Genomic DNA, 19,447 nt, shown 5'->3' with positions numbered 1-19,447 from the left:
TGTAACGGTTACGAAACTTCCGTTGCTACTTCTACCTCTCGGTACTGCGGTTTCTTACGAACATACAGTTTGCGTTTCACTTCAGACACCACGTTTCCGTCTTTATCTTTAATATGAATCATAAACTCGGGAAACCATTTATCGCCGCCGCGCGTCCGTTTATATATCTCTTCAATCACCCCTTCAGAGATTTCAAAATCGGCAAACAGGTCACTATTTCCAGGTTTGATAAAGTTGATGCTTGCCTCTTTATCCCAAACATAATATTCCTCACGCAGAATTCCGATCAGCATCATGGAATAAATAGGATCCGTTAGCGAAAAAATACTTCCACCATACTGAGTACGATTGGCATTTTTATTCCACCAACTCAGCTTCAAACGCACTTTAACCAAACGGAAATCTTCAGAAATATGTAAGATTTTAATTCCAGCCCCCCAAAATGGAGGCCAAAGATTAAGCCCGAACTTTATAATTCCTGGCTTATAAATTTTGGCGATTCGCTTATCCATTGCAATCCTTGCCCTTAGCGTGTTCATGTTACGTAATTGTAACAGCAAGAACTCTAATATAATTGACCGATTTCTAATTTACAAAGAAAGATTGTATTAACCCTTTGAAGTTCGTGGTTTAATGTTTTTTGCCATTCGCCTATAATAGTAGGAATATTGAATTCTGTTAAATCGCTGCAGATGATCCAACGGGAAAGTATATGTCAGATAATAATCAGGCGCTGAAGGATGCGGGCTTAAAAGTAACCCTTCCAAGGCTAAAAATTCTAGAAGTACTTCAGCAGCCAGACTGCCAGCACATCAGTGCTGAAGATTTGTACAAAAAGTTGATTGATCTAGGTGAAGAAATTGGTCTAGCAACCGTCTATCGCGTGCTAAACCAATTCGACGATGCTGGGATTGTAACTCGTCACCACTTCGAAGGTGGTAAATCGGTCTTTGAACTTTCAACTCAACATCACCATGACCATCTAGTATGTTTAGATTGTGGTGAAGTTATTGAGTTTTCAGACGATCTTATTGAAGAACGTCAAAAAGAAATTGCGTCTAAATACAATGTCACACTGACTAACCACAGCCTTTACCTATACGGTAAATGTGGTGACGGTAGTTGCAAAAACGATCCAAATGCACACAAACCAAAGAAATAGTCCTTAATAAAAGCGCTCCTTGAGCGCTTTTATTTTAACGGGTTGTCTCGTCAAGTATAAAAAATGCCAGTCACAAGACTGGCATTTTTATTTTCACACGCAACTATTTGTCTTCAATTTTCGCCCAAGTATCGCGTAAGCCTACTGTACGATTGAACACCAAGTTGTCTACCGTTGAATCTTTAGAATCAGCACAGAAGTAACCCATACGTTCAAACTGGTAGCCTTTCTCTTCTTCAGCAGTAGCGAGACTTGGCTCAACAAACCCATTGATTACAACAAGTGAATCAGGGTTAATGGTCGATGCAAAATCATCTGCAGCACCCGGGTTTGGAACGGTAAACAAGCGATCATACAAGCGAATTTCCGCAGGGAGTGCTTTATCCGCTGATACCCAGTGAATGACACCTTTTACTTTACGACCATCAGCTGGGTTTTTCCCTAGCGTATCCGCATCGTAAGTACAGAAGATTGTCGTGATATTACCTTCCGCGTCTTTTTCAACACGTACAGCTTTAATCACGTAAGCGCCACGCAGTCGAACTTCTTTGCCAAGAACCAAACGCTTGTACTTTTTGTTCGCATCTTCACGGAAGTCTTCACGCTCGATCCAGACTTCACGAGTAAATGGAACTTCACGCTCACCCATTTCTGGTTTGTTGGGATGATTCGCAAGTGACAAGTTCTCTACTGCACCCTCTTCAAAGTTTTCAATAACTACTTTTACAGGGTCTAGTACGGCCATTGCACGTGGTGCATTTTCGTTTAGGTCGTCACGAATACAAGATTCAAGAGAGCTAAATTCGATCATGTTGTCTTGCTTCGTCACACCAATGCGTTTACAGAATTCACGAATCGATGCCGACGTAAAACCACGACGACGTAAGCCAGACACCGTTGGCATACGAGGATCATCCCAGCCGTTAACCAGTTTTTCAGTAACTAACTGGTTCAGCTTACGCTTGGACATGACTGTGTATTCTAAGTTTAGACGGCTAAATTCGTACTGATGCGGACGACAATCAATAGTGATGTTGTCCAGAACCCAGTCGTAAAGACGACGGTTATCCATAAACTCAAGCGTACAAATCGAGTGAGTGATACCTTCTAACGCATCAGAAATGCAGTGGGTAAAGTCGTACATCGGGTAAATGCACCACTTGTCTCCAGTTTGGTGATGAGACGCGAAACGTACGCGATATAGCACTGGGTCACGCATAACCATGAATGAAGAACCCATGTCGATCTTAGCGCGAAGACATGCTTTACCTTCTTCAAACTCCCCTGCACGCATTTTTTCAAACAACGCGAGGTTTTCTTCAACTGGACGATCACGGTACGGGCTCGGTTTGCCTGGCGCTTTTAGCGTGCCACGGTATTCACGAATCTGCTCTGGACTTAGCTCATCTACATACGCTAAGCCTTTATTAATCAATTCAATTGCATATTCGTAAAGCTTATCGAAGTAGTTTGATGAATAACATACTTCACCACTCCACTCGAAGCCCAACCAGTTTACATCTTTCTTGATAGACTCAACGTATTCGATGTCTTCTTTTTCAGGGTTTGTATCATCGAAACGTAAGTTACATTGACCCTGATAGTCCTGAGCAATACCGAAGTTCAAACAGATAGACTTTGCATGGCCGATATGCAGGTAACCATTTGGCTCCGGCGGGAATCGAGTATGCACGCTAGTGTGTTTGCCATCCGCTAGATCCTTATCAATGATCTGGCGAATAAAGTTTGATGGACGAGCATCAGCTTCACTCATCTATAGCACCTCAAAAAAATATTAGTATTGTCAGAGAAAACGGAACTCTGTATCCAAGAGTAGATCTACAGAGTGCATTGTTTCTAATGATCCACAATTCTAGGCCATTAGACAACCAGAAACTCGCGCTAAAACCTCAATATTTATCGAGTTAGCTTGAAAGCTCAGCAGAATAAAACGGACGAAACTAAAAAAGACCTCCCGAGGAAGGTCTTTTTTCATCAATCCTTACAATGTGATTATGGTAGTTTCACATCGGTCAGGTCTTCGTTAGAAGAGATTGCTTTCATTTCGCCAGCAACGATTTCTGCTAGAGGGCCAAGGATAACTTGCAGGTTATTCTCACCCAGTTTCACGACACCTTTCGCGCCCAGTTTCTTAAGTACCGCTTCGTCAGCGATAGAGCGATCTTTCAGTGTTAAACGTAGACGAGTAATACAAGCGTCAATGGAAGTCAGGTTATCGTGACCGCCCAGCGCTTTTAGGTATTGGCGAGCCAGGTCACCACTTTTCGCTTCACCCGCAGGCGCTGCTACAGTTTCTTCGTCATCTTCACGACCAGGCGACTTAAGGTTGAAAGCACGGATAGCGAATGTGAAAGTGAAGAAGTATAGCGCACCAAAGCCTAAACCAATAAACAGTAGAATTAATGGTTTAGTTGCCAGACCCCAGTTAAGTACGAAGTCGATGAGACCCGCAGAGAAACCGAAACCGTGTAGCGTACCGAACATGTTAGCAACAACTAGAGCAAGACCTGTGAAAACAGCGTGCATTGCGTAAAGTGCTGGAGCTAGGAACACGAACATGAATTCTAGTGGCTCAGTGATACCTGTCAGGAATGAACAGAAAGCAACTGAGAATAGTGCACCACCCACTTGATGACGTTTTTCAACTGGAGCAGCAAAGTACATCGCTAGAGCCGCACCAGGCAGACCGAACATCATTACCGGGAAGAAGCCGTTCATGAATACGCCCGCAGATTTATCGCCGCCGAAGTAACGGTGTAAGTCACCAGACTTAACGGTTTCAGTTACTTCTTTAACTGTTGCAGTGATTTCTGGCGTTACAGAGTTCGCGAACTCAAATGTGTGGGTCTGACCAGCAACAAGAGTTTTAGCTAAAGCTGGATCAACACAAAGCTGTTGCACTGCAGGAAGCGCATTACCAGCCGCCTGAGCGCCAGTAACAAGTATTTCCTGACACGTACCCATACCGAACCAGAAGTAAGAGTTAAGAACGTGATGAAGACCTACAGGGATAAGCGCACGGTTAAGTGTACCGTATACAAACTGACCAACCGCACCAGATGTTGACACTGCGTGTGCCAAAGCATCAAGTCCACCTTGAATACTTGGCCATACAATACCAGCAATAGCACCCGCTACTAGCGAAAACAGACCAGCCATGATTGGTACCAGACGTTTACCAGAGAAGAATGCCAGCCACTCAGGAAGACGTGTTGCATGGAAAGCGTTGTATGAGTGACCTGCGATAATACCAGCAATGATACCACCAAAGAATGACATGTTAATGTCTGCGTTGATTGTTGTTGCTGTCGCCGTAATTACGAAGTAAGCAACGGCACCAGCTAGACCGGCTGCACCTTGGCCATCTTTAGATAGACCAATAGCAATACCAAGACCAAATAAAAGTGGAAGCTGACTGAAGATAGCACCACCAGCTTGCGCCATAAATGGGATATCTAATAAGTCGCCTTGACCCAAACGTAGTAAGAGCGCCGCAACTGGAAGCGTCGCGATAGGAAGCATAAGTGCTTTACCTAACTTCTGCGCGTATCCGAGAATATTCACCTTAAGTTCCCCCTATAGGATTCGATGTAATGCTGAATGACTTATTTTAGCCTTTCAATTTAGTCATGCTCAGTTTATGACAATAATTTTGCTCCGCAAATTAAAAGCTCATTGTTTGTGATCGTAATCACCAGAATTAAGCCGAAAGAAAGGTTTTTGCTAGCGAGATCATAAAACTTATTTTATAATACGAAAAAATGGCATTTTAAAGATAACATCCTCGCACTTTATGTAAGGAAGGTTCGGTGTTATTTTGTTGTCTGAGCAGGTAATCCAACGTAACTTCGCACTGAAAAAGAATCATAAAAAGCTCTTTGTTGGGTATTTTTCAGCGTGTGATACGTTGGTCCTTCCGCGATAGCCGAGATCAACACGACTTACACCATGTAATTTGTTATCTAATTCAGTGATACAAACTAAGTAACCACATGACTCAAGCAGTCACCATTTAGGTAACAATACAGACATTGAATTCTCATCTATAAGGACTAGCTGACTATGTACGCGCTAAGTAACTGTAAAATCTATACCGGTAGTGATGTTCTTACCGAACATGCGGTCATCATCGAAAACAACCTAATTCAATCCGTTTTACCCGTTTCTGACCTACCGAAAGACATCCAGGTAAAAGATTTAAACGGCGCAAATTTAAGTCCGGGGTTCATTGATCTCCAGCTAAACGGTTGCGGTGGCGTCATGTTGAATGACGACATCACTCCAGAAACAATGCAAATCATGCACGAAGCTAACCTCAAGTCCGGTTGTACGAGTTTCCTACCTACCTTAATCACGTCTTCAGATGAAGATATGCGTGCAGCGATTAAGGCGGCTCGTGAGTATCACAACAAGTACCAAAACCAATCACTGGGTCTGCACTTGGAAGGTCCTTATCTTAACGTCGCGAAAAAAGGTATCCATAATGTAAACTTTATTCGCACTTCAGATGAAGAAATGATCGACATCATCTGCTCAAACACAGACATTATAGCAAAAGTAACTCTTGCTCCTGAGCAAAACGATCCAGAGCATATCCGTCGTTTAAGTGCAGCGGGAATTGTCGTGTCAATCGGCCATACCAACGCAACATACAAGGAAGCACGCCAAGGCTTTGAATCAGGTATTACCTTCGCGACACACCTCTTTAATGCAATGACACCAATGGTTGGTCGTGAACCAGGGGCTGTCGGTGCTATATACGACACACCAGAGGTTTACGCAGGGATCATTGCTGACGGTTTCCATGTCGACTACGCAAACATACGAATTGCTCATAAAATCAAAGGAGAGAAGCTGGTTTTGGTGACGGATGCCACAGCTCCAGCAGGCGCTAACATTGATCACTTTATTTTTGTCGGTAAGAAAGTATATTACCGAGATGGTAAGTGTGTTGATGAAAACGGCACACTAGGCGGCTCAGCTCTGACGATGATTGAAGCAGTTCAGAATACAGTTGAGCACGCAGGTATCGCTTTAGACGAAGCTCTACGAATGGCCACACTGTACCCTGCAACAGCAATTGGTGTTGCGGATCGTCTTGGCCGAATTCGAACTGGCATGGTGGCAAACCTGACTGTTTTCGATCGTGACTTCAATGTAAAAGCGACGGTTGTTAACGGACAATACGAGCACAATTAAGCATGAATGGCGGACAAATTGGTAATGTAGATTTAGTAAAACAGCTTAACAGCGCTGCGGTATACAGGCTGATAGATCAGCAAGGTCCTATCTCCCGAATTCAAGTCGCGGATGTTAGCCAACTGGCTCCCGCGAGTGTTACCAAAATAACCCGCCAACTTTTAGAGCGTGGCCTAATTAAAGAAGTCGCTCAGCAAGCTTCGACTGGTGGCCGCCGAGCTATCTCGTTGACTACCGAAGTCAAACCTTTTCACTCTGTTGCAGTTCGCCTGGGTCGCGACTACATACAATTTTGTTTGTATGATTTAGGTGGAACTGCATTAGCAGAAGATCAACACGAGCTACATTATACCAACCAGGAAAACCTTATTGCTGGTCTTATAGATCTATTAAAAGATTTCATGAATCGCAATCAAGACAAGATTGACCAGTTAATAGCAATTGGTATTACTCTGCCTGGTTTGGTTAACCCAACGACCGGTGTGGTTGAATACATGCCGAATACAGACGTCGATAACCTTGCTCTTGGTGAAATAATCAGCGAGAAATTTAATACGTCCTGTTTTGTTGGCAACGACGTGCGCGGAATGGCATTAGCTGAACACTATTTCGGTGCAAGCCAAGATTGCCAAGACTCCATTCTGGTTAGTGTTCATCGAGGGACGGGGGCTGGCATTATTGTCAATGGCCAAGTCTTTCTTGGATTTAACCGCAATGTCGGCGAAATTGGTCATATTCAAATCGATCCTCTTGGAGAACAGTGCCAATGTGGTAACTTTGGCTGTTTGGAGACGGTAGCTGCAAATCCTGCTATTGTGCAACGAGTAAAACAGCTAATTGCACAAGGTTATGAGTCGAGCCTGGCTGAGCTTGAAAAAATTACGATTCAAGATATTTGTGCGCATGCCATTGATGGCGACGAGCTGGCTAAACAAAGTCTGGTCCGCGTTGGTAATCAGCTAGGTAAAGCCATTGCGATCACAATCAACTTATTTAATCCTCAAAAAATCGTTATTGCCGGTGATATTACCGCTGCGCAAGAAATTGTATTCCCAGCCATTCAACGAAATGTTGAAAACCAGTCGTTAAAGACTTTCCATAGTGGTCTTCCTATCGTCGCCTCACTCATTGACAAACGGCCAACAATGGGGGCATTTGCAATGATCAAACGTTCAATGCTTAACGGCGTTTTGTTACAAAAGTTATTAGAAGACTAAGTTTATCCAACTAATTGAGTTACAATCTCGGGCTGTGTTTGCACAGCCCGTTTTTGCATATCAGGAAACTCCTCAACAGTATGGAAATCATTCTAATTTCTACCGCATTTTTAGCTGGCTTTATCGCTCTGAAATGCGCCCTTCCCCCGCTAGTTGGCTTTTTACTCGCAGGATTTGGATTACACGCGTTTGGCTATCAAAGTAATGATGTCATTGCCAATCTGGCTGATCTCGGCGTTACTCTACTTTTGTTCACTATTGGGCTAAAGCTCGATGTAAAAACACTGTTATCCAAAGAAATTTGGGGAGGTGCGACAGTACACAACGTCTTATCGACTGCCGTATTCACCATCGCACTAGCTGGGTTAAAACTGCTAGGGATTACCTCTCTGGTGAGCATGGATATTAGCCAACTTTTACTACTGGCCTTTGCTTTGTCATTTTCAAGTACGGTTTTCGCGGTAAAGACACTGCAAGAGAAAGGAGAAATGAGCGCAACGTACGGCACCATCGCGATTGGTATCCTAGTTATGCAAGATATCTTTGCTGTGGTCTTTCTGACAGTTTCTACCGGGAAAGTACCAGAGTGGTATGCCATTGCTTTGTTCGGCCTACCTCTGCTTCGACCTCTGTTCTACAGATTGCTGGATAGAGTTGGTCACGGCGAGATGTTGGTGTTGTTTGGTATATTCTTCGCCCTTGTTGTCGGTGCTGGTTTATTTGAACTTGTGGGTATGAAACCAGATCTTGGTGCCCTTATTTTAGGTATGCTGCTGGCAGGTCACAGCAAAGCATCTGAGCTTTCAAAATCACTGTTTAATATGAAAGAGCTCTTCTTAGTTTGCTTTTTCTTAAATATCGGCCTGTCTGCATCGCTAAGCGTTACTGGAATCGCGCTCGCTGTCTTATTTATTGTGTTACTACCAATTAAAGGCTTGCTTTACTTTTTAACGATTAATTACTTTAACTTCCGAGTCCGTACCTCTTTACTCGCCTCCTTATCACTGTTCAACTACAGTGAATTTGGACTGATTGTCGGCGGCTTGGCCTATAAAATGGGTTGGATGCCGAGTGACATGTTAGCCGCAATCGCCGTGGCGGTATCCTTATCATTCATTATCTCAGCCCCACTGAACCGCCTGAGCAATAAAATCTATCAGCATTCAGGTAAGTGGCTCCAAGAGACCTCTGCGGAAAAACTCAACCAACGAGATCAACTCATCAACCCTGGTCATGCTCAGATTCTTATTCTGGGGATGGGTCGAATCGGCACTGGTGCTTATGATGAATTATGTGCGCGCTACGGCAAAATTTCTCTCGGCATAGAAATTCGTGAAGATGCAGCGCTACGACATCGGGAAGAAGGTCGTAATGTCATTTCCGGTGATGCTACTGACCCAGACTTTTGGGAGAGAATCCTTGATACTGGCAATGTGCAACTGGTGTTATTGGCTATGCCCCATCATCAGGGTAATCAGACCGCTTTGGAACAGCTCCAACGAAGAAACTACAAAGGACAAATTGCGGCTATAGCAGAGTACCCAGATCAGCTTGATGGTTTGTTAGAAAATGGCGTTCACGCAGCATTCAATATCTACAATGAGGCAGGTAGTGGTTTCGCGCGACACGTTTGTCAGCAACTTGAGCCCAAATTCACGCCCGCAAAATAAGCACCCAAGTGAATAAAACCACAAGCCTACCAGTCAAATGGTAGGCTTTTTTGTTTAAATTTCACGCCAAACCTTAATTTCATTCACTAAAACAAGCAAATAATTAAACAACATCTAAAGGCTTAGGGGTTTTATAATTTTTTTTATCACAAAGCGTTGCTTTTTTTACTCAAACTGGCAAATTGAAGCCATACCGATTAGATATTGTTTAGTTTAAAAAGGATGTTGTATGTGTTCAGTATTTGGCATTTTAGACATAAAAAGTGATGCTGCGGCATTACGCCCGATCGCATTAGAAATGTCGAAAAAGCTTCGTCACCGTGGTCCAGACTGGTCTGGCATCTACTCTTCAGAGCGAGCGATCCTAGCTCATGAACGCTTGGCCATCGTAGGTTTGAATAGCGGAGCTCAACCACTATACAGCCCTGACAAAAAACTAATCCTTGCGGTAAACGGCGAGATCTACAACCACAAAGAGATTCGTGCTCGTTACGAAGGCAAGTATGAATTCCAAACTGACTCAGATTGTGAAGTAATTCTTGCGCTATACCAAGATATGGGTGCAGACCTTCTGGAAGAGTTGAACGGCATTTTCGCATTCGTTCTTTACGATGAAGAGAAAGATGAGTACTTAATTGGTCGAGACCACATCGGTATTATTCCTCTTTACCAAGGCTTTGACGAACACGGCAACTACTACATTGCTTCTGAAATGAAGGCACTTGTGCCAGTATGTAAAACAGTGAGCGAATTTCCCCCAGGTAGCTACTACAGCTCTAAAGACTCAGAGCCTCAGCGCTACTACGTTCGCGACTGGAATGAATACGCAGCGGTTCAAGGCAATAGCACCAGCAAAGAAGAACTGACGGAAGCGTTAGAAGCAGCAGTAAAACGCCAGCTTATGACTGACGTTCCTTACGGTGTACTTCTATCGGGTGGTTTGGATTCATCCATCACATCTGCTGTTGCTAAACGTTATGCAGCAATGCGTATTGAAGACGATGAAAAATCAGAGGCTTGGTGGCCACAACTACACTCATTTGCTGTTGGTCTAGAAGGCGCTCCAGATTTAAAAGCAGCACGTGAAGTTGCAGATAAAATTGGTACAGTACACCACGAAATGACCTATACCATTCAAGAAGGTCTTGATGCCATTCGTGACGTGATTTACCACATCGAAACCTACGATGTAACAACGATTCGCGCTTCGACGCCGATGTTCCTAATGGGACGTAAAATTAAAGCGATGGGGATCAAAATGGTACTATCTGGCGAAGGTGCGGACGAAATCTTCGGTGGTTACCTGTATTTCCATAAAGCGCCAAACGCACAAGAGTTCCACGAAGAAACAGTACGTAAACTTCTTGCTCTGAACATGTTTGACTGTGCACGCGCAAACAAATCGTTGGCTGCGTGGGGTGTCGAAGGCCGAGTACCTTTCTTAGACAAAGAATTCATCGACGTAGCAATGCGCCTAAACCCAGCGGACAAAATGTGTGGTAACGGAAAAATGGAAAAACATATCCTACGTGAGTGTTTTGAACATTACCTACCAGACTCAATTGCATGGCGCCAAAAAGAACAATTCTCTGATGGCGTAGGTTATAGCTGGATTGATACTTTGAAAGCAGTTGCTGCAGAAAAAGTAACGGATCAACAAATGGAAACGGCGCAGTACCGCTTCCCTTACAACACACCAACCACTAAAGAAGGTTATGTGTACCGTGAAATCTTTGAAGAACTGTTCCCGCTACCATCAGCAGCAGAATGTGTACCTGGCGGCCCTTCAGTGGCATGTTCTTCAGCTAAAGCAATCGAATGGGATGAATCATTCAAGAACTGTGTAGACCCATCAGGCCGAGCAGTACAGGCCGTTCACAACGACGCTTACTGATTAGTAAACAAAAATAGATAGTTAAGGGGCTGGTTAAACCAGCCCCTTTTGTATTGAATAATACTGACTATAGTTATACCAATCGTAGTAAATAACTGGTAATTCTAGCTTGTTAAAACACTCGATAACTGCGTTACCTTTTTCGTTAACAAAGAAGTTTGATTGTAGAATAACTACTTATCGAAAAATTTTGCCTTGTTCTCAAGCATTTTCCCTACGCTATTTCTGATCACTTACTTACTGTGATTGGTATTAATAAACGAATTGTATTGGGTAAACGTTTATGTCAGATCTAAGTCGCAGTTATCAATACTAACTGGTACACGCTTTGTAATCATCTGTACCAGCATAATTGAACGTTTCTCGCCATCCTGCTCATGGAAAATCGCATCAATGCCCGCAAACTGACCGCTCTTAACTCTGACTTGGTCACCAGGTTTCGGCATGCTTACACAAGCTGCGTTCTCACTGCAACATTTCTCGATTTGCTTCAATTCAAAGACAAGGTCACCTTGCACTTCTTTTGGTTGAGCGCCAAACCGTACAAAATCGACAACTCCGCGGGTGGAGCGAACTGATGTAAAGTTTGGACCCTTCTCGTAGTCAAAACGTGCAAACACATAGCTAGGGAACAGTGGCTCTTCGACTTTTTGTCTTTTACCACGCAATATTTTCTCAACTTCTACAGTCGGATAAAAACACTCCACCCCTTGATTTTCAAGATGCAGCTGCGCCCTAATCTGCTCACCTCGTTTACAATAAAGTAGATACCAACGTTTCATTTTTACTAGCCAGTTATATTTTTTCAAGCATCCTAGCATTAAGCTAAAGATGAGTCATGGGCATTTCTTCTATCTATAGAATTATAGATAAACGCCGATCACATAAATCAAATCCTCGTTAATATTTGTTCAAATATCCCTCACACTCAAAAGTGAAAAATTAGTTTTAACCACGAATATTACCCAGCAATTATTCTACAAATACAATCAAAAACAGATACTTGAACAATGTTTATCCTAATTATACAAAACATTTAGTTTGTAAATTGGTACACATAAAGGTATAAATTCCACTCGAAAAATGTAACAACTATTACTAAAAGATTATATGTCAAACCAACATCAATATTTTGGCCATCCACGTGGCCTGTTTTTACTTTTCGGCACAGAGTTGTGGGAGCGCTTTTCCTATTATGCAATGCGTGCCATCCTCGTACTTTACCTCACAGATACCACCATGAACGGTGGCCTTGGCTGGACAACTAAAGATGCGTTAGATCTTTATGGTATCTATACCGGCCTTGTTTACATTACTCCACTTATCGGTGGTTACTTAGCGGATAACTATCTCGGCCAACGTCGTTCTATTTTGCTTGGCGGTGCTTTGATGGCTATAGGTCAATTTACGCTGGCGTTGCCAGCCGATGCGCTTGGCCTGGGTTCACTCCATACGTTCTACTTAGGTTTAGCTCTGCTGATTGCTGGTAATGGCCTGTTCAAACCAAACATCTCTACCATGGTTGGTGACCTTTACAATGAAGGGGACAACCGTCGTGATGGCGCATTCACTATCTTTTACATGGGTATCAACCTTGGCGCTTTACTGGCTGGTGTTGTCGCAGGCTCTGTGACCAACTCCTTTGGCTGGAAAGCCGGTTTTGTTGCAGCGGGTATCGGTATGCTTATGAGCCTTGTTATGCAAATGACACTCGCTCAATCCTGGCTTGGCGATATTGGCCGAGAGCCTGCAGCAAAACGTGCGCTGGCAAATCAGGGCTCAAATAAGAAACAGCCACTAACTAAAGAAGAAGTGGACCGCATCAAGGTTATTCTCGTGATGAGCCTGTTTACGATCGTATTCTGGGCTGGCTTTGAACAAGCGGGTGGTCTGATGAACATCTACACCCAGCAGTATACCGACCGTATGATTGGAAGCTTTGAAGTGCCTGCTGCCTGGTTCCAGTCTCTTAACCCATTCTTTATCATTACGCTTGCACCTGTACTTGCTGTTCTTTGGGTCAAACTTGGCAAACGCGAACCAAACTCACCAGTGAAATTTGCATTGGCAATGTTCTTCCTGGCTCTGGGCTTCCTATGTATGGTTGGTGCTGTCATTGAGCAAGGCGGTGATACCACCGTGAAAACGTCAATGCTATGGTTGGTTGGTGCATTCTTCTTCCATACACTGGGTGAACTATGCCTATCACCTATCGGCTTGTCATTAGTAACGAAACTTGCACCTTTGCGTTTGGCATCATTAATGATGGGCGCGTGGTTCGGTTGTAACGCGATTGCGAACTACGTCGCTGGTTATGTGGGTTCTCACGTGGGCGAACTGGGTGCGATGGCAATCTTTAGTGGCATTGCCGCCAGTGCAACAGTCAGCGGCGTGATTTTGCTGCTGTTCTCTAACACGCTTGTCCGCTGGATGCACGGTGCCGAAAGCTCAGCGAGCAACGCAGAACAAGTAGAAGAGCAACAAGTACAAGTAGCTTAATCCACCATTCAAACTAAAAAGGGTCGCACTTGCGACCCTTTTTGTTAGGCACATTTAATGACAACGATTAAAGCTTATTGCGAACTAACTCTGCCATCATATCAATATGTCGATCATCATCATTCAGACACGGAATGTAATTAAACTGCTCACCGCCTGCTTCTAAGAAAATATGTTTGTTCTCTCCTGCGATTTCTTCTAATGTTTCCAAACAATCCGAAGAAAATGCCGGTGTCATAATGTCGAGCTTTTTCACGCCTTTTGCAGGCAAGGTTTCCAGCGTTTTATCAGTGTATGGCTGTAACCACTCTTCACGCCCAAAACGGGACTGATAAGCCATCCCTATCTGCGTTTCATTCAATCCAAGTGCTTCACCTAGCAAACGGGTGGTTGTTTCACAATGCTGAGGATAAATGTCACCGTTATCTGCAAAACGTTTCGGTATGCCGTGATAGGAACATAACAGATACTCACCTTGCCCATGTTCAGCCCAATACGCTCGTACGGATTGAGCCAAGGCATCAATGAACATTGGATGGTCGTGATAATCACGAATTAAGCTATATGCAGGTATGACTGGTAATTTCTTAAATGCTTTGGTTATCCCGTCAGACACCGCTGCCGTTGTTGTACCTGAATACTGAGGATACAAAGGCAGTACGATGACCTCATCGACTCCTCGTGCCAGTAAGGCTTCAAAACCAGCGTGTAAACTTGGATTACCATAAGTCATGCCAAGCTCTACGGGCACATCTAACTGTTGAGCGAGCTTCTTCGCTTGGCGCTTTGAGTACACCATCAGAGGGGAACCCTCTTCCATCCAAACGGACTCATAAAGCTTGGCAACTTTTGGCGCACGTATTGGCAAAATAACCCCGTGCAAAATTGGACACCAAAGCCATCGTGTCATGTCGACCACGCGATGATCATGAAGAAACTGGCTCAAGAAGCGCTTAACAGCAGCAGCAGTTGGTTCGTCAGGTGTACCCAAGTTAACCAGAAGCACACCTTGTTTTTTTATTGTTTGCATAGCGTCCTTTTGTTTCCTGCTTATACCAATGCCAGTCAGTGTAACCAGTAATATTGATACGATAATAGCTGGAATTGATTATAAAAACGTATAAAAAAAGCGACCTTACGGTCGCTTAACTATAACAAAATTCTTAAAAATTTTGATAATAGGTATTACCTATTATGCTAATGCCTTCTCGATATCAGCACTTACTTCAGCAACTTGTTTAGTACCATCAAATTTTAGGTACTTAGTATTACCCGCTTCAGCTTCTTTACCGTAGTAGTTGATTAGCGGCGCAGTTTGATCATGGTAAACACCCAGACGTGCACGTACAGTCTCTTCTTTGTCGTCATCACGAACAACAAGATCTTCACCTGTTACGTCATCTTTACCTTCCACTTTAGGTGGGTTGTAAACAACGTGGTAGGTACGACCTGAAGGTAGGTGTGCACGACGACCCGCCATGCGCTCTACGATTACGTCGTCAGCGACGTCGAATTCGATTACGTAATCCACGTCAACGCCCATCTCTTTAAGGCCGTCAGCCTGAGGGATAGTGCGCGGGAAACCATCTAGTAGGAAACCTTTTGCGCAATCGTCTTGAGCGATACGCTCCTTGATAAGGCCAAGAATGATTTCATCAGAAACTAGCTGACCAGCGTCGATAACAGATTTAGCTTGCTTACCAAGCTCTGTACCTGCTTTGATTGCCGCACGAAGCATATCACCAGTAGAGATTTGTGGAATACCGTATTTTTCCATGATGAAGTTTGCTTGTGTGCCTTTACCTGCACCTGGAGCACCTAGAAGAATGATGCGCATGATTTATCCTCTTTAATATGTAAGATTTATACCGAAGCTCACAATAGCTGGACTTCCTAGATATAAAACCTTAGAAGCGCTCGCAACGATAAGTTTCGGTATAACGTAGCGTTTAGGCGGCAAAAATACACGCCTTATGACTGACATTCAAGTGACAGATTCTATCACAGGTTATGTAAGCAAAGAGTGAACTAAGACTAAAGAATGTTAACAACCGCATTTTTATGCTGTTATTGACTAATAACTCAACACTCATAATGTAAATTTTTGCGGCACCATACAAAAAGCTCGCAATAAGCGAGCTTTTTGATATGAAGTGACAATTAAACCTTAGTCAAAAGCTTGTTGATGGCGCTCAAAAACTGCGCAGGGTCTTCCATTGAACCGCGCTCTGCGAGCATGGCCTCGCCAAGAAGTACCTCAACCCAGCGACCAAACGCTTCTTCATCCGCTTCATCGGCCATGCGTTTTACCAATGCATGTTCCGGGTTAATTTCAAAGATGTACTTCACTTCTGGTACCGCTTGACCTGCTGCTGCAAGAAGCTTAGCCATTTGTGTACCCATCTCGTAATCATCCGTGACGACTACAGCCGGAGTTGAAGCAAGCTTAAAGGTCGTACGAACTTCTTTAACACGTTCACCTAAGTAAGCTTTTGTGCGCTCGACAACCGATTTAAACTCTTCTTCAGTCTCTTTCTGTTTTTCTTTCTCTGCTTCATCTTCAAAGTTGCTGAGATCGAGACCTGCTTTCGTGATTGACTGGAACTGCTTACCATCAAATTCATTCAGGTAGTTCATCAACCATTCATCAATACGATCGTACATCAAGATAACTTCGATGCCTTTCGCTTTGAACTGTTCTAAGTGAGGGCTGTTTTTCGCCGCTGCGTAGCTATCTGCTGTCAGGTAGTAGATTTTATCCTGACCTTCTTTCATACGCGCAACGTAATCAGCCAGCGCAACAGTTTGCTCAGCAGAGTCCACGTCTGTAGACGCAAAACGTAACAGACTGGCAATTTTCTCTTTATTGGCGAAATCTTCCGCCGGGCCTTCTTTCAATACAAGACCGAACTCTTTCCAGAATGACTGGTATTTTTGTTCGTCATTCTTCGCCATACGCTCTAGCATCGTAAGTACACGTTTCGTACAAGCGTTACGTAAAGACTGAGTCACTTTGTTGTCTTGCAGAATTTCACGTGACACGTTGAGTGGTAAATCATTCGAGTCTATCAGACCACGCACAAAACGTAGGTAAGACGGCATGAATTGCTCTGCGTCATCCATGATGAATACGCGTTGAACATACAGTTTCAGACCAGATTTGTGGTCGCGGTTCATCATGTCCCAAGGCGCTTTAGCTGGGATGTATAGTAGACTCGTGTAGTCGTTTTTACCTTCTACTCGGTTGTGACTCCACACCAAAGGGTCAGCGAAGTCATGCGAAACGTGTTTGTAAAATTCTTGATATTCTTCTTCTGAAATATCTGACTTATTGCGAGTCCATAGAGCTTGAGCCTTGTTAATTTGCTCCCACTTTTTCTCGCCAGTTTCTTTACCTTCCTCGTCGCGTGCCGCAGTCTGGATAGAAACAGGGATACCAATATGGTCAGAGTACTTACTGATCACTTCGCGCAGACGCCATTCACTCAGGAATTCTTTACCTTCCTCACGCATATGCAGAATGATGTCAGTACCTCGAGACTCTTTTACGATGTTTTCAATCGTGTAGTCACCTTCTCCCGCAGAGTGCCATTGTACGGCTTCTTCTGCCGAAACACCTGCAGCGCGAGTACGTACGGTAACTGCATCTGCCACGATAAACGCAGAGTAGAAACCGACGCCAAACTGACCAATCAGTTGAGAGTCTTTACTTTGCTCTTCAGACAGTTTTGAGAAGAAATCGGCAGTACCTGATTTTGCAATAGTCCCTAGGTGTTCGATCACATCTTCACGGCTCATGCCGATGCCGTTGTCAGAAATCGTTAACGTGTTTGTATTTTCGTCAAACGACAGCTTAACGCCAAGATCCGCGTTACCTTGATATAAATCTGGGTTAGATAGCGCCTGAAAACGCAATTTGTCGGCTGCATCTGATGCGTTAGAAATCAGCTCGCGCAAAAAGATCTCTTTGTTGGAATAAAGAGAATGGATCATTAAGTGAAGTAGTTGTTTTACTTCTGATTGAAAACCACGAGTTTCTTTATTTTGAGATACGGTTTCGCTCATGTTTGCTCCATAACATCTACACTAACAAACTATTTCAGAGAGGAAAGTTCTTCGCTTATTCCCATCAAATAGTCTCACTAATCTGTCATGTAACATGCGGCTGACAAATATAAATTCAAGGTCAATTAAGCTAAAAGCCGTGTTTTTTTTAAAAAATTTAATTATCCTACCCGCCGGAACACATCTAAAACGTCGTGCATATCCCATACGCATACATAAAAATGTGATATAAATCACTACAATTACAGATTCATCCATCTAAGAAGAACTAAATGACTAGCATTGGCACCAAATTTCTACTTGCTCAAAGGTTTACTTTTGACCCAAATAGTAATTCGCTCGCTGACCAACAAAACGGCAACGAAGTTGTACGATTAGGAAGCAACGAAAGCCGCATACTCCTGATGTTGGCAGAAAGACCCAACGAAGTTTTAACCCGTAATGAGCTCCACGAGTTCGTATGGCGTGAACAAGGTTTTGAGGTGGATGACTCAAGCCTTACTCAAGCGATCTCAACTCTGCGTAAGATGTTGAAGGATTCAACCAAATCTCCAGAGTTCGTTAAAACCGTACCAAAACGTGGCTACCAACTTATTTGCTCTGTTGAGCGCATGAATCCGCTGTACTCTGATCTTAACTCGGAAACTGAAGAGCTAACTGCAGACGATGAGTTACCTAAAGCAGAAGACGTGGACATCTCAGATGAAGCTGCAATAAGAGCGACTACAGAGTCGACAGAGTTAAATGAATCAAACACCGAGCAACCTCAAACTCAGGCAACAAGGAGACCTAATAAATGGTTACCTCGCTTGATTTTACTTGTGGCCGCTCTGCTCCCTATTTGCGTTCTGCTATTCACCAATCCTGCAGAGTCCAAGTTCCGTCAGATCGGTGTATACCAAAATGTGCCTGTTCTGACACCGGTTAACCACCCTCAAATCAATGATTGGCTGCCTTCCATCAAGCAATGTGTGGAGCGCTACGTAGAGCATCATGCGAAAGATTCATTACCTGTTGAAGTCATTGCCACTGGTGGGCAAAACAACCAATTGGTACTGAACTACGTTCATGACATAAATCACTCGTATGAGAACGTCACTCTGCGTATTTTGGCGGGACAAAACGACACAGCAGATATCTGCAAATAAAGGAGGCCAATATGAAGATAAAATTTCCATCTGCGGTTTTGGCCGTATCCATTCTTTTCAGTGCTTGGTTGTATTGGGGAAGTGACCTGAAAGTCGAGCAGGTTCTTACAGCAAATGAGTGGCAGTCAACAATGGTGACTCTCATTACTGATGAGTTACCGAATGACACCGTTGGCCCTCTGCGTCGCGTCAATGTCGAATCGAATGTGAAATACCTGCCGAATGGCGAATATATCCGTGTTGCCAACATTACACTGTTTGCTCAAGGCTCAACGGCTGAGTCCAAAATTAGTATTTCCGAGAAAGGGCGCTGGGAAGTAAGTGATAATTATCTGCTTGTTTCTCCGTCTGAGTTCAAAGATATTTCATCTTCGCATTCGAAAGACTTTTCTGCAGAACAATTACGCCTGATTACTCAAATATTTAGGCTAGACGCAGAACAAAGCCGTCGCATTGATGTTGTTAATGAGAAAGCCTTGCTCCTTACTAGCCTAAACCACGGCTCTACAGTACTGTTCAAAAACTAATTACTCTCAGATGATAAGGGGCGATGATGCCCCCTCGATTTTACA

Annotated in this window: 15 protein-coding genes; 8 read left to right on the top strand and 7 right to left on the bottom strand. The window is 43.6% G+C overall.

The features are described 5' to 3' along the window. Positions 1–8: 8 nt before the first annotated feature. A complete protein-coding gene (locus ACWYU8_RS13985; protein WP_457520268.1) occupies positions 9–512 on the bottom strand; it encodes a DUF4442 domain-containing protein in 504 nt (167 codons plus the stop codon). Between the two features lie 200 nt (positions 513–712). Here ACWYU8_RS13985 and fcrX point away from each other — a divergent pair, with 200 nt between their 5' ends. Beyond that, a complete protein-coding gene (gene fcrX, locus ACWYU8_RS13980) occupies positions 713–1,162 on the top strand; it encodes a ferric iron uptake transcriptional regulator FcrX (protein WP_182011394.1) in 450 nt (149 codons plus the stop codon). 103 nt (positions 1,163–1,265) lie between these two features. Here fcrX and glnS read toward each other — a convergent pair whose 3' ends face one another. Together glnS and nagE are read right to left on the bottom strand one after the other, a co-directional pair. Next, the gene (gene glnS / locus ACWYU8_RS13975; RefSeq protein ID WP_457520267.1) at positions 1,266–2,936 is read right to left on the bottom strand and encodes a glutamine--tRNA ligase; all 1,671 of its coding nucleotides are present in this window, start codon (positions 2,934–2,936) and stop codon (positions 1,266–1,268) included. Positions 2,937–3,175: 239 nt separating this feature from the next. Further along, on the bottom strand, positions 3,176–4,747 hold the full coding sequence (gene nagE, locus ACWYU8_RS13970) for an N-acetylglucosamine-specific PTS transporter subunit IIBC (RefSeq protein WP_457520266.1): 1,572 nt from the start codon (positions 4,745–4,747) through the stop codon (positions 3,176–3,178). Between the two features lie 498 nt (positions 4,748–5,245). Here nagE and nagA point away from each other — a divergent pair, with 498 nt between their 5' ends. The 4 genes from nagA (at position 5,246) to asnB (ending at position 11,163) form a co-directional block, all read left to right on the top strand. Then, entirely contained in the window at positions 5,246–6,382 is a 1,137-nt protein-coding gene (nagA, locus tag ACWYU8_RS13965) for an N-acetylglucosamine-6-phosphate deacetylase (RefSeq protein ID WP_457520265.1), read from the top strand. Between the two features lie 2 nt (positions 6,383–6,384). Beyond that, positions 6,385–7,599 carry a DNA-binding transcriptional regulator NagC gene (gene nagC / locus ACWYU8_RS13960; RefSeq protein ID WP_457520264.1) on the top strand — a complete coding sequence of 405 codons (1,215 nt, stop codon included), beginning with the start codon at positions 6,385–6,387 and terminating at the stop codon, positions 7,597–7,599. Positions 7,600–7,679: 80 nt separating this feature from the next. Continuing rightward, positions 7,680–9,269, top strand: coding sequence for a cation:proton antiporter domain-containing protein (locus tag ACWYU8_RS13955; protein ID WP_457520263.1), 1,590 nt, complete (start codon positions 7,680–7,682; stop codon positions 9,267–9,269). Between the two features lie 229 nt (positions 9,270–9,498). Further along, on the top strand, positions 9,499–11,163 hold the full coding sequence (gene asnB, locus ACWYU8_RS13950) for an asparagine synthase B (protein ID WP_457520262.1): 1,665 nt from the start codon (positions 9,499–9,501) through the stop codon (positions 11,161–11,163). A gap of 281 nt (positions 11,164–11,444) precedes the next feature. Here the strand turns inward: asnB and rfaH are convergent, their stop codons facing one another. After that, positions 11,445–11,945, bottom strand: coding sequence for a transcription/translation regulatory transformer protein RfaH (gene rfaH / locus ACWYU8_RS13945; RefSeq protein ID WP_457520261.1), 501 nt, complete (start codon positions 11,943–11,945; stop codon positions 11,445–11,447). Positions 11,946–12,273: 328 nt separating this feature from the next. On the opposite strand from rfaH, the gene ACWYU8_RS13940 reads away from it, so the two are divergent. After that, entirely contained in the window at positions 12,274–13,662 is a 1,389-nt protein-coding gene (locus tag ACWYU8_RS13940) for a peptide MFS transporter (protein ID WP_457520260.1), read from the top strand. Positions 13,663–13,729: 67 nt separating this feature from the next. Here ACWYU8_RS13940 and hemH read toward each other — a convergent pair whose 3' ends face one another. The 3 genes from hemH to htpG form a co-directional block, all read right to left on the bottom strand. Next, the gene (gene hemH, locus ACWYU8_RS13935; RefSeq protein WP_457520259.1) at positions 13,730–14,692 is read right to left on the bottom strand and encodes a ferrochelatase; all 963 of its coding nucleotides are present in this window, start codon (positions 14,690–14,692) and stop codon (positions 13,730–13,732) included. A gap of 162 nt (positions 14,693–14,854) precedes the next feature. Beyond that, positions 14,855–15,499, bottom strand: coding sequence for an adenylate kinase (gene adk, locus ACWYU8_RS13930; protein WP_457520258.1), 645 nt, complete (start codon positions 15,497–15,499; stop codon positions 14,855–14,857). 323 nt (positions 15,500–15,822) lie between these two features. Beyond that, positions 15,823–17,727 (bottom strand): molecular chaperone HtpG, encoded by a 1,905-nt coding sequence (gene htpG / locus ACWYU8_RS13925; RefSeq protein ID WP_457520257.1) that lies wholly within the window; start codon positions 17,725–17,727, stop codon positions 15,823–15,825. A gap of 272 nt (positions 17,728–17,999) precedes the next feature. Between htpG and ACWYU8_RS13920 the strand changes: the two genes are divergently transcribed. Both ACWYU8_RS13920 and ACWYU8_RS13915 read left to right on the top strand, forming a co-directional pair. Further along, positions 18,000–18,875, top strand: coding sequence for a winged helix-turn-helix domain-containing protein (locus ACWYU8_RS13920; protein WP_457520256.1), 876 nt, complete (start codon positions 18,000–18,002; stop codon positions 18,873–18,875). Between the two features lie 11 nt (positions 18,876–18,886). Beyond that, positions 18,887–19,402 carry a regulatory protein ToxS gene (locus tag ACWYU8_RS13915; RefSeq protein ID WP_457520255.1) on the top strand — a complete coding sequence of 172 codons (516 nt, stop codon included), beginning with the start codon at positions 18,887–18,889 and terminating at the stop codon, positions 19,400–19,402. Positions 19,403–19,447 lie beyond the last annotated feature (45 nt).

Source organism: Vibrio limimangrovi, from assembly GCF_054064025.1.
Note: the sequence above shows the minus strand (reverse complement) of the source record. Positions and strands in the feature narration are given on the sequence as shown.

Bases quoted from the DNA above. Each gene is read 5' to 3' on its own strand.
- htpG (WP_457520257.1), bottom strand. From the start codon at position 17,727: ATGAGCGAAACCGTATCTCAAAATAAAGAAACTCGTGGTTTTCAATCA.
- nagC (WP_457520264.1), top strand. From the start codon at position 6,385: ATGAATGGCGGACAAATTGGTAATGTAGATTTAGTAAAACAGCTTAAC.
- adk (WP_457520258.1), bottom strand. From the start codon at position 15,499: ATGCGCATCATTCTTCTAGGTGCTCCAGGTGCAGGTAAAGGCACACAA.
- ACWYU8_RS13915 (WP_457520255.1), top strand. From the start codon at position 18,887: ATGAAGATAAAATTTCCATCTGCGGTTTTGGCCGTATCCATTCTTTTC.
- rfaH (WP_457520261.1), bottom strand. From the start codon at position 11,945: ATGAAACGTTGGTATCTACTTTATTGTAAACGAGGTGAGCAGATTAGG.
- hemH (WP_457520259.1), bottom strand. From the start codon at position 14,692: ATGCAAACAATAAAAAAACAAGGTGTGCTTCTGGTTAACTTGGGTACA.
- ACWYU8_RS13955 (WP_457520263.1), top strand. From the start codon at position 7,680: ATGGAAATCATTCTAATTTCTACCGCATTTTTAGCTGGCTTTATCGCT.
- ACWYU8_RS13940 (WP_457520260.1), top strand. From the start codon at position 12,274: ATGTCAAACCAACATCAATATTTTGGCCATCCACGTGGCCTGTTTTTA.
- asnB (WP_457520262.1), top strand. From the start codon at position 9,499: ATGTGTTCAGTATTTGGCATTTTAGACATAAAAAGTGATGCTGCGGCA.
- ACWYU8_RS13985 (WP_457520268.1), bottom strand. From the start codon at position 512: ATGGATAAGCGAATCGCCAAAATTTATAAGCCAGGAATTATAAAGTTC.
- fcrX (WP_182011394.1), top strand. From the start codon at position 713: ATGTCAGATAATAATCAGGCGCTGAAGGATGCGGGCTTAAAAGTAACC.
- glnS (WP_457520267.1), bottom strand. From the start codon at position 2,936: ATGAGTGAAGCTGATGCTCGTCCATCAAACTTTATTCGCCAGATCATT.
- nagA (WP_457520265.1), top strand. From the start codon at position 5,246: ATGTACGCGCTAAGTAACTGTAAAATCTATACCGGTAGTGATGTTCTT.
- ACWYU8_RS13920 (WP_457520256.1), top strand. From the start codon at position 18,000: ATGACTAGCATTGGCACCAAATTTCTACTTGCTCAAAGGTTTACTTTT.